The sequence below is a fragment of the Pseudomonas sp. Sample_9 genome (assembly GCF_004307535.1).
Taxonomy (GTDB): domain Bacteria; phylum Pseudomonadota; class Gammaproteobacteria; order Pseudomonadales; family Pseudomonadaceae; genus Aquipseudomonas; species Aquipseudomonas mercuritolerans.
The window spans coordinates 3,210-13,773 of record NZ_RAZO01000193.1; the positions used below are offsets into that span (position 1 = coordinate 3,210).

General features: G+C 60.1%; 11 protein-coding genes. 2 read left to right on the forward strand and 9 right to left on the reverse strand.

The window, feature by feature from the left end; all coding sequences use genetic code 11:
• Positions 1 to 863, reverse strand: an 863-nt coding sequence (locus D6877_RS10535; protein ID WP_130910724.1) for a LysR family transcriptional regulator, incomplete at its 3' end; no start/stop codon positions are given.
• 132 nt (positions 864 to 995) lie between these two features.
• Between D6877_RS10535 and fpr the strand changes: the two genes are divergently transcribed.
• Positions 996 to 1,775, forward strand: a complete 780-nt coding sequence (gene fpr, locus D6877_RS10540) for a ferredoxin-NADP reductase (protein ID WP_007908723.1) — start codon at positions 996 to 998, stop codon at positions 1,773 to 1,775.
• Between the two features lie 173 nt (positions 1,776 to 1,948).
• Here fpr and tsaA read toward each other — a convergent pair whose 3' ends face one another.
• The 6 genes from tsaA to rimO form a co-directional block, all read right to left on the reverse strand.
• Positions 1,949 to 2,647: a tRNA (N6-threonylcarbamoyladenosine(37)-N6)-methyltransferase TrmO gene (tsaA, locus tag D6877_RS10545; protein WP_130910709.1), complete on the reverse strand. Its 699-nt coding sequence runs from the start codon at positions 2,645 to 2,647 to the stop codon at positions 1,949 to 1,951.
• A 167-nt stretch (positions 2,648 to 2,814) separates the two neighbouring features.
• Positions 2,815 to 3,585, reverse strand: a complete 771-nt coding sequence (locus D6877_RS10550; RefSeq protein ID WP_130910710.1) for an SDR family oxidoreductase — start codon at positions 3,583 to 3,585, stop codon at positions 2,815 to 2,817.
• Positions 3,586 to 3,782: 197 nt separating this feature from the next.
• Complete coding sequence (locus tag D6877_RS10555; protein WP_016771408.1) at positions 3,783 to 4,250, reverse strand: DUF1456 family protein; 468 nt, start codon at positions 4,248 to 4,250, stop codon at positions 3,783 to 3,785.
• 70 nt (positions 4,251 to 4,320) lie between these two features.
• A complete protein-coding gene (locus D6877_RS10560; RefSeq protein WP_024011885.1) occupies positions 4,321 to 5,031 on the reverse strand; it encodes an rRNA pseudouridine synthase in 711 nt (236 codons plus the stop codon).
• Between the two features lie 191 nt (positions 5,032 to 5,222).
• Positions 5,223 to 5,696 (reverse strand): GNAT family N-acetyltransferase, encoded by a 474-nt coding sequence (locus tag D6877_RS10570; RefSeq protein ID WP_130910712.1) that lies wholly within the window; start codon positions 5,694 to 5,696, stop codon positions 5,223 to 5,225.
• A gap of 218 nt (positions 5,697 to 5,914) precedes the next feature.
• Positions 5,915 to 7,252, reverse strand: coding sequence for a 30S ribosomal protein S12 methylthiotransferase RimO (gene rimO, locus D6877_RS10580; protein ID WP_075946795.1), 1,338 nt, complete (start codon positions 7,250 to 7,252; stop codon positions 5,915 to 5,917).
• 289 nt (positions 7,253 to 7,541) lie between these two features.
• Here rimO and D6877_RS10585 point away from each other — a divergent pair, with 289 nt between their 5' ends.
• Positions 7,542 to 9,443 (forward strand): potassium transporter Kup, encoded by a 1,902-nt coding sequence (locus D6877_RS10585; protein WP_130910713.1) that lies wholly within the window; start codon positions 7,542 to 7,544, stop codon positions 9,441 to 9,443.
• A gap of 198 nt (positions 9,444 to 9,641) precedes the next feature.
• On the opposite strand, the gene D6877_RS10595 is transcribed toward D6877_RS10585, so the two are convergent.
• Complete coding sequence (locus tag D6877_RS10595; protein ID WP_130910715.1) at positions 9,642 to 9,956, reverse strand: DUF3077 domain-containing protein; 315 nt, start codon at positions 9,954 to 9,956, stop codon at positions 9,642 to 9,644.
• A 413-nt stretch (positions 9,957 to 10,369) separates the two neighbouring features.
• A partial coding sequence (locus tag D6877_RS29590; RefSeq protein WP_206662980.1) for a hypothetical protein occupies positions 10,370 to 10,564 on the reverse strand: 195 nt, incomplete at its 5' end.

Below are 10,564 nucleotides of genomic sequence, written 5' to 3' on the forward strand. Positions count from 1 at the left end.
AGCTCGAGAAACTCGCGCATGGCCGAGGTCTGGTATTTCTGTTTGTGCCAGATGAAGTAGAACTGCCGCGCCAGATCCAGACCCGGCGTCTCCACCGGCACCAGACTGCCGCGCCGGAACGCATCGCGCAGGGCCAGCCGCGAAATGCAGCCAATCCCCAGGCCTGATTCCACTGCACGTTTGATCGCTTCGGTGTGTTCCAGCTCCAGGCGAATATTCAGCGCGCTGCGATGGTGACGCATGGCCTGGTCGAAGGTCAGCCGCGTGCCGGAACCCTGTTCGCGCAGAATCCATGCCTCATGGGTCAGCTCTTCCATCGTCGCACTGCCGCGTTTGGCCAACGGATGCTGCGGCGCGCAAAACACCACCAGCTCATCCTCGACCCAACTCTGCACTTCGATGTCCGGGTGACTGCAATCGCCTTCAATCAGACCCAGATCAATTTCGTAGTGGGCGACTTGTTGCACGATATTGGCAGTGTTCTGCACGTGCAGCTTGACCTGGCTTTCGGGGTGCCGCTGCATGAAGCTGCCGATCAGCAGGGTGGCCAGATAGTTGCCAATGGTCAGCGTCGCCCCCACTGATAAAGAGCCGAAACCGGATTTGCCATTGAGCAGGTCTTCGATTTCCTTGGCCTGGTCGAGCAGGGCCACCGCTTGCGGCAACAGTTGTTTGCCAAGGGCGTTGAGGCTCAGGCGTTTGCCGGCGCGGTCGAACAGCTGGCAGCTGGACTGGCGCTCAAGCTCGGTGATCGAAGTGCTGGCCGCCGATTGCGAGAGGTTGAGCAGACCCGCAGCACGGGATACGCTTTCCTGCTGGGCGACGGCGACGAAGACTTGCAGTTGACGGAGAGTAAATCGCATATCGATATAACCGATAACCCTTATCTTAATAATCCAGTTAACAGATATTGTCGTCGCTATTAGAATGCGATGCAATTGCGCACGTTGAGCCTCATTGAGCCGCGCAGACCAATCTCCAGGAGTCAAACGTACATGAGCAACATGAACCACGAGCGTGTCCTCAGTGTTCATCACTGGAACGACACTCTGTTCAGCTTCAAGTGCACCCGCGATCCGGGCCTGCGCTTCGAGAACGGTCAGTTCGTGATGATCGGCCTGCAACAGCCCAACGGCCGCCCGCTTATGCGCGCTTACTCGATCGCCAGCCCGAACTGGGAAGAGCATCTCGAATTCTTCAGCATCAAAGTGCAGGACGGTCCGCTGACCTCCCAGCTGCAGCACTTGAAGGAAGGCGACGAGATCATCATCTCGAAGAAGCCTACCGGCACGCTGGTTCTCGATGACCTGAACCCGGGCAAGCACCTGTACCTGCTGAGCACCGGCACCGGTCTGGCGCCGTTCATGAGCGTCATTCAGGACCCGGAAACCTACGAGCGCTTCGAAAAAGTGATCCTGGTTCACGGTGTGCGTTACGTCAACGAAGTCGCCTACCGCGAATTCATCACCGAGCACCTGCCGCAGAACGAGTTCTTCGGCGAAGCGCTGCGTGACAAGTTGATCTACTACCCGACCGTGACCCGCGAGCCGTTCGAGAATCAGGGCCGCCTGACTGACCTGATGCGCAGCGGCAAGCTGTTCAGCGACATCGGCCTGCCACCGATCAACCCGCAGGACGACCGCGCGATGATTTGCGGCAGCCCGAGCATGCTCGACGAGACCAGCGAAGTGCTCGACAGCTTCGGCCTGAAGATCTCGGCGCGGATGCGCGAGCCGGGTGATTACCTGATCGAGCGTGCGTTCGTCGAAAAATAACCTGCGATACCTGTGGGAGCGAGCCTGCTCGCGAATGCGGTCTGTCATCAACGTTGATGTTGCATGACACGACGCCTTCGCGAGCAGGCTCGCTCCCACAGTTGGTTTTTCGGTGTGACAGTAAAAGCCCGCGTTGCCTGAGAAGGCAGCGCGGGCTTTTTCGTTTGCGAGTTTTATGCCTCGGCCGGGATGACTTCCAGCACGCGGATCTGTTCGGGCGTCGGGTAATGCCAGCGCACGTCCAGGTCCCAGAACTGCGCACCATATTCACGTTCCGGCGCCGGCGTCTGATACGCCGGGCGCGGATCCTGCGCCAGGCACTGCTCGATCAGCTCAACCAACGGCTCATCGAGGCGCTGAGCGTGGGCGTGCGCCTGTTTCAAAGCCGAATCCGCCCACTGCACGTCGATCAAGTGCGGCGCGGCGCTGGCGATGTCATTGGTCGCCCCCGGGATGATATCGGCGTAGGGCACATAGGGTTTGATATCCAGCACCGGCGTGCCGTCGAGCAGATCGATCCCGGAGATAAACAGCCGATTGGCTTCGATCCCGTCCAGCTTCACCACCGATTGCCCGATGCCGTTCGGCCGGTGCGTGGCGCGGGTGGCGAACACGCCCATCGACTTGTTGCCGCCCAGGCGTGGCGGGCGCACTTTCAGGCGCGGTTTGTCTTCCAGGGATTGGTGGAACAGAAACAACAGCCAAACATGACTGATCTGCTCCAGCCCCTGCACGGCGTCACCCTGATCGAACGGCGCGACCAGTTCCAGCACGCCACGGGCGGCCGGTGCCAGTTGCGGCTGGCGGGGGATGGCGAACTTCTCCTTGAAGCAGGAGCGCACGAAGCCGATGGGGGAGACGCTGTAAGTCATGGTCTGGGATCGAAGCGGGGTAGGGCGGGCATGATAACCCGGCTCGCTTCAAGTCTGGTGGTGACAGGGCTGGCCTCTTCGCGAGCAGGCTCGCTCCCACAATGTAGCTGCGTTGTGTACGAAATCCCTGTGGGAGCGAGCCTGCTCGCGAATGCCGCACCGCCGATCTACAGACTGAATCCACCATCAAGAGGAATGATATTCCCGGTCATATAAGCCCCCGCCGTACTCGCCAGGCTGATCGCCAGCGCCGCCATCTCTTCCTCACGCCCCCAGCGCTTCATCGGAATCAGCGCAGTATCCTCAGCCAACGCCTGTTCATCATTACCAATATGCTGGGTCATCTTGCTCGGGAACCGCCCCGGTGCAATCACGTTGACATTGATGTGCTGGCTTACCAGTTCCCGCGCCAGTATGCGCGACAACTGATGCAGAGCGGCCTTGCTCGGCCCGTAGGCATATGCCTGCTCGCCAAACGAAGAAATCCCCGCCACCGAACCGATATTGATGATCCGCGCCGGATTCGCCGCCGAGCCAGCCTTGCGCAACAGCGGCAGAAACTGCTGGATGCAACTGAACACCGAGGTCACGTTGAGCTGCATGACCTTCTCCCAGCCCTTGACCGGATAACTCTCCAGCGGCGCGCCCCAGGTGGTGCCGGCATTGTTCACCAGAATGTCCAGATGAGTGATCTGCTCACCCAGGCGCGCGGCCAGATCCCGCACGCCTTCCTCGGTCGCCAGATTTGCCGCCACGCCGTGGCAAATGCCAATGGCGCCAAGTTCTTCGGCGGTTTGATGGCAGGCTTCGACGTCGCGCGAGCACACGTAGACATGGGCGCCCGCCTCGACGAATGCCTTGGCGATCATTTTGCCGATACCACGAGTACCGCCAGTCACCAGAGCGGTGCGGCCTTGCAGGGAGAAGTAGGGATGCATGGCGAGTCCTGAAGATTAGGGGTCATTACACCCTAGTCGTCAGCCGCGAAAAGCGGAGCCACTATTTTTGCAGGGAATGAGGGGCCATGCGGCCTGCTTCGAGTTGCAAGCGGCAAGCGGCAAGCGGCAAGTTAAAAACAGTACTCCGCCGTGCCGCTTCTAGCTTCTAGCTTGAGGCTTGCAGCTTGCCGCTGCTATCAGGCTCTCACGCGCAGCGTGAGCCCTTTGAGGAAGTTACGCAGCAACTGGTCGCCACACGGCCGATAGTTGGTATGGCCGACCTTGCGGAACAGCGCGCTCAGTTCAGGCTTGGACACCGGAAACTCGGCGGCCTTGAGGATCGCGTGCATGTCGTCTTCTTTCAGTTCGAAGGCCACACGCAGTTTTTTCAGGATGATGTTGTTGGTCACCGGCACTTCGATCGGCTGCGGCGGACGGCTTTCGTCCTTGCCGCGCTTGAAGATCACCAGGCCGTCGAGGAAATGCGCGATGACTTCGTCCGGGCAGCGCACGAAGCCTTCTTCGTCTTCTTCTTTCTTGTCGAGCCAGGTGATGACATCGGCGAGCGTGACGTCCATGCCGCCCAGTTTGATGATTTCGACAACTTTCTTGTCGCTGATGTCGAGCATGTAGCGCACGCTGCGCAGTACGTCGTTATGAACCATGTCGGTATTCCTGATGCGTTGTGGGCAGCGCTCGCGGGCGCTGCCGGAATGTGGGGCGGCAGTGGAAGTCTTAGAACTTCTCTTTGCCGGACAGGTAGCGCCATTGGCCGACCGGGACTTTGCCGATCGACACGCCGCCGATGCGGATGCGACGGATGCCGATGACCTTCAGGCCGACCGCTTCGCAGAACTGCGCGATGATTCCCGGCTGCGGGTTTTTCATGGCGAAGCGCAGACGGTTTTCGTTCTGCCAACTGGCCTTGACCGGCGGCAGCTCCTTGCCCTTGTGGGTCAGGCCATGCTGCAAACGGTTGAGGCCGTGGGCAGCCATTTCGCCTTCGACTTCGACGATGTATTCCTGCTCGATCTTCGCTGCGTCGGCGGTGAGCTTGCGCAGGATTTTCCAGTCCTGGGTGAATACCAGCAGGCCGCTGGCCTTGGGCTGCAGGTCGGCGCTGGCGGTCAGGCGCAGGAAATGCCCGCGCAACGGACGCTTGCCGTAGCGATGCTCTTCGCTGAGGGTTTCCGCGCTGAGCGTTTGCATGGCGCTGTCGACATCCATGCCGGCGGGCGCGTTAAGCAGGATGGTCACCGGCTCCGGCGCGGTGGCCTTGGCGTCCTTGTCGAGCTCGACCTTTTGCTCGCCGACCTTGAATTGCGGCTCATCGATGACTTCGCCGTCCACGGTGACCCAGCCGCCCTCGATGAACAGCTCGGCCTCCCGGCGGGAGCAACCGACCAGTTCGATGAGGCGTTTGGAGAGGCGAATCGGGTCAGTCATGACAGGGCCGTAACAAAAAAGGGGTGGGCATTGTACCTGTGTGGAAGCGGTTAAGCCCGGTTCCATTTGCAGGCGCTGTATTCAATGTGGGAGCGAGCCTGCTCGCGAAGGCGTCCTGCCAGTCTATGTGTGCAGTGACTGGTACACCGCATTCGCGAGCAGGCTCGCTCCCACAGGGGGGCCATGGTGTGTCAGCCGTTGCTTGAGCGCTGTTGGGACTGCCGCAAGCGCATGTGCAGCAACGGATACGGCTGGCCCATGCCATCGACTTCGGAGCGGCCGATCACCTCGAAGCCCTGTTTCTCGTAAAAACCCAAGGCTTGCGGGTTCTGCTCATTGACGTCGAGTTCATCGGCGTTGAGCCGTTCGATCGCATATCGGAGCAACTGCTTGCCCAAGCCTTGACCACGATGATCAGGATCGATGAACAACATTTCAATCTTGCCCGCCGCCACACCGGCAAACCCGGTGATGCGCTGCTGGGCGTCTTTGGTGCAGATCAGCATGACCGCATCGAGATAGCGGGTGAGCACCAGGTTGCGCAACAGCTCGATATAGCTGTCCGGCAGGAACTGATGAGTCGCACGGACCGAGGCCTCCCAGACCCGGGTCAGTTCTTCGTAATCGCTGATTTTCGGTGTGTGGATGACCGAATGCTGACGCATGTGCGTGTGCCTCTTGTGCGGTTCAAGGGAGTCCGTCCCCCGCTAAACGATAGCCGCAAAAAAGCCCCGTATCTCGGAAAAGAGCGGGGCTTCTGGATACAGCGCTATTCACTTGTGGGAGCGAGCCTGCTCGCGAAGGCATTGTGTCAGGCAATATTTACAGCGACTGACCCAGCGCATTCGCGAGCAGGCTCGCTCCCACAGGTATTTTGCGGTGCTTAGATCTGCTCAGCCCACAAATCATATTCGTCGGCATCAGTCACCTTGCACCAGACCTTGTCGCCCGGCTTCAGGTTGCTGCCATTGTCGATAAACACGTTGCCATCGATTTCCGGGGCGTCGAAGAAGCAGCGGCCAACCGCGCCTTGTTCGTCAACCTCGTCCACCAGCACTTCGATCTCACGACCGATGCGCATTTGCAGGCGTGCCGAGCTGATCGCCTGCTGGTGCGCCATGAAGCGCTCCCAACGATCCTGCTTGACGTCGTCCGGTACCACGTCCAGATCCAGATCATTCGCTGGCGCGCCATCGACCGGCGAGTACTGGAAGCAGCCGACGCGGTCGAGCTGGGCTTCGGTCAGCCAGTTGAGCAGGTACTGGAAGTCTTCTTCGGTTTCGCCCGGGAAGCCGACGATGAAGGTCGAACGGATGATCAGGTCCGGGCAGATTTCGCGCCAGTTCTTGATGCGTGCCAGGGTCTTGTCTTCGAACGCCGGGCGTTTCATCGACTTCAGGACTTTCGGGCTGGCGTGCTGGAACGGGATGTCCAGGTACGGCAGGATCTTGCCGGCGGCCATCAGTGGAATCAGCTCGTCGACGTGCGGGTACGGATAAACGTAGTGCAGGCGGACCCAGACGCCCAGCGTGCTCAGTGCTTCGCAAAGCTCGGTCATGCGGGTTTTCACCGGCGCGCCGTTCCAGAAGCCGGTGCGGTATTTCACGTCGACGCCGTAGGCGCTGGTGTCTTGCGAGATCACCAGCAGCTCTTTGACGCCGGATTTGACCAGGCGCTGAGCTTCGTCGAGCACGTCACCGACCGGACGGCTGACCAGTTTGCCGCGCATCGACGGGATGATGCAGAACGAGCAGCTGTGGTTGCAGCCTTCGGAAATCTTCAGGTACGCGTAGTGGCGCGGGGTCAGCTTGATGCCTTGCGGCGGCACCAGGTCGATCAGCGGGTTGTGATCCTGACGCGGCGGCACCACTTCGTGCACGGCGTTGACCACTTGCTCGTACTGCTGCGGACCGGTCACAGCGAGCACGCTCGGGTGTACGTCGCGGATGTTGCCTTCTTCCACGCCCATGCAGCCGGTGACGATGACCTTGCCGTTTTCCTTGATCGCTTCACCGATCACTTCCAGCGACTCGGCCTTGGCCGAATCGATGAAGCCGCAGGTGTTGACCACCACGACGTCGGCGTCCTGATAGGTGGACACCACGTCATAACCTTCCATGCGCAGCTGGGTCAGGATGCGCTCGGAGTCGACCAGTGCTTTCGGGCAACCCAGAGATACAAAGCCAACCTTTGGATTGGCCGGCGCAGGAGTGGTGGACATGTCTAACCTCGGTGTTTTGTGACGTCGCTGGCCACACGCGGCAGCTGACGGATGGGCGCTTGAGATGCGCCTCTGATCAAAAAGTGCGCAATTCTAGCGGCGGGCAACGCACTTGACCAGCTTTATACGGGGAAATACGACGAGTGCTGCGCTATGCTTCGCGCCGTTGAGCTTTACCGATTTCGTGCAGTCAATCATTGGTCTGTAACAACAGGTAAAACAGCGCATGCTGCACTACAAAGCATAGTGCTTCCTTCAAAGAAGCCAGTATCGAGATCAGGAGTGTTGGATGGGTCAGGCAAGTAGTCATGCGGCGGGCGCCGAGGGTTCGGCAAGCAGACCGCTGAGCATGCTGGTCGCGGCAGTCGGGGTAGTTTATGGCGACATCGGCACGAGCCCGTTGTACACCCTCAAGGAAGTGTTTTCCGGCGGTTATGGTGTGCCGGTCAATCACGACGGTGTGCTCGGCATTCTGTCGTTGATCTTCTGGTCGCTGATCTGGGTGGTCTCGATCAAGTACATGATGTTCGTCCTGCGCGCCGACAACCAGGGCGAGGGCGGCATCATGGCCCTCACTGCACTGGCACGGCGGGCAGCGGCGGGGCGCAAGCGTCTGCGTACGCTGCTGGTGGTGTGCGGGCTGATCGGCGCGGCGCTGTTTTATGGCGACAGCATGATCACCCCGGCCATTTCGGTGCTGTCGGCGATCGAAGGCCTGGGCCTGGCGTTTGAAGGCATCGATCACTGGGTGGTGCCGCTGTCGCTGGTGGTGCTGGTCGCGCTGTTTCTGATCCAGCGCCACGGTACCGCGCGGATCGGCATTCTGTTCGGGCCGATCATGGTCACCTGGTTCCTAGTCCTCGGCGCCCTCGGGGTGTACGGCATCAGTCACACGCCGGAAGTGCTGCACGCACTGAACCCGATGTGGGCGGTGAATTTTTTCGTTGTGCACCCAGGCATGGGCGTCGCAATTCTCGGCGCCGTGGTGCTGGCGCTGACCGGCGCGGAAGCGCTGTACGCCGACATGGGCCACTTCGGCCGCAAGCCGATCGCCCGCGCCTGGTTCCTGCTGGTGCTGCCGGCGTTGGTGCTCAACTACTTCGGCCAGGGCGCATTGCTGCTGGAAAACCCTGACGCCGCGCGCAATCCGTTCTACCTGCTGGCACCGAGCTGGGCGCTGATTCCGCTGGTCGGCCTGTCGACCCTGGCCACGGTGATCGCCTCGCAAGCGGTGATTTCCGGTGCATTCTCCCTGACCCGCCAGGCGATCCAGCTCGGTTACATCCCGCGCATGTACATCCAGCACACCTCTAGCGACGAACAAGGCCAGATCTACATCGGCGCGGTGAACTGGGCGCTGATGGTCGGCGTGGTGCTGCTGGTGATCGGCTTCGAATCCTCCGGCGCACTGGCCTCGGCCTACGGCGTGGCAGTGACCGGCACCATGCTGATGACCACCATTCTGGTGTCGGCGGTCATGCTGCTGCTGTGGAAATGGCCACCGATCCTCGCGGTACCGGTGCTGCTCGGCTTCCTGTTGGTGGACGGTCTGTACTTCGCCGCCAACGTGCCGAAAATCGTTCAGGGCGGCGCGTTCCCGGTGATCGCCGGTATCGCCCTGTTCGTGCTGATGACCACCTGGAAGCGCGGCAAACAACTGCTGGTCGAACGCCTCGACGAAGGCGCGCTGCCGCTGCCGATCTTCATCAGCAGCATCCGCGTGCAACCGCCGCATCGCGTACAGGGCACCGCCGTGTTCCTCACCGCCCGCTCCGACGCGGTGCCGCATGCGCTGTTGCACAATCTGCTGCATAACCAGGTTTTGCACGAGCAAGTGGTGCTGCTGACGGTGGTTTACGAAGACATCCCGCGCGTCCCGCCATCGCGGCGTTTCGAAGTCGAAGCGCACGGGGAGGGCTTCTTCCGGGTGATCCTGCACTTCGGCTTCACCGACGAGCCCGACGTGCCGCAGGCGTTGAAGCTGTGCCACCTCGAAGACCTCGACTTCAGCCCGATGCGCACGACCTACTTCCTCAGTCGCGAGACGGTAATTGCCTCGAAACTCGAGGGGATGGCGCGTTGGCGTGAGGCGCTGTTTGCGTTCATGTTGAAGAATGCCAATGGCAATTTGCGGTTCTTCAATCTGCCGTTAAACCGAGTGATCGAGTTGGGGACGCAGGTGGAGATGTAGCCTGCGCCTCAACTGAAAAGCCCCCGTCAGCCTTGCGGCTGGCGGGGGCTTTTTTGTGCCTGTGCCCAATCCTCAAACCACCGCTGATTCCCTGTGGGAGCGAGCCTGCTCGCGAAGGCTTAGTGTCAGTCGAAGCATGTGGTGGCTGAACCACCGCATTCGCGAGCAGGCTCGCTCCCACAAGGGTATTGGGTTGAATCAAGAGGTGCGTTCAGACAGATCAGCTTCAGACTCGGTCTTCGTCCGCGCAGGTCGTGGGATCAGCGCTTGGATCACATCATCAATCAAGGCTTTGCCCATCACCGTCAGGTAATGCGCAGCCCAGGCGTGGCGGTCGGTGTCTTTGATGAAAGCAGCATCCTCGGCGAAGGATTTGGCGAGGGACAGCAGGTCGGAGGATTGGGACAAGGCATTGATGATCGGTATGCCGGAGCGGACGTTGAAGAACGCTTGATCCGAGTTGTAGAGGAAAGGGGTGAAGCCGATGGTTTTAAGATCAGATGGATTGTTCATTGTCAGTTCCCTTGATTTCGAGAGCTGCCGCATCCGATACCAAGCGAATGGGTGGCAGCTGTGCGCAGGTTGGTAAACCGGGGAACCAAGGAAACCGGCACGCTCGAAAGCGTCCCACACACAGCTGCCATAACACAGGGGCTCGGACGGGATTTCGCCTGAGTCGTGTCGGGTGCGCTGTTGCGCCTTATTCCACCGGGTTACCAAGCCCGATCGCTGAATGGGTCAGCGACGTCCGGAGAATATCCCGTCGAAAAACAGCGCAATAGAGCGGCAGAGCGCCCGAACACGAGTTTCGGAGTTTGCCTACAAGGTCTGTGGGCGTCATCTGATATTGCGAGACCAGACGTAAACGAAACTAAACGTCACGCACGAACCGACGTGTGCAAAGCATTCAGGTACGTATGACAGCATCAGCGCAACAAGAAGCACAGGATGAACCCAAGGACCTTCGGCTCGAAAAGAAGGCCAGTGAACGATTGCTCATCTTTGATCTGGCCCAAGCAATCAGCCATGACGATATGCGGGCAAGGTATGCAGCGATGAGTGATCGACCCAAGGGCTTGACGACCCGGCCTCGGCAGTGAGACAAGTGTCCACGTTTTATG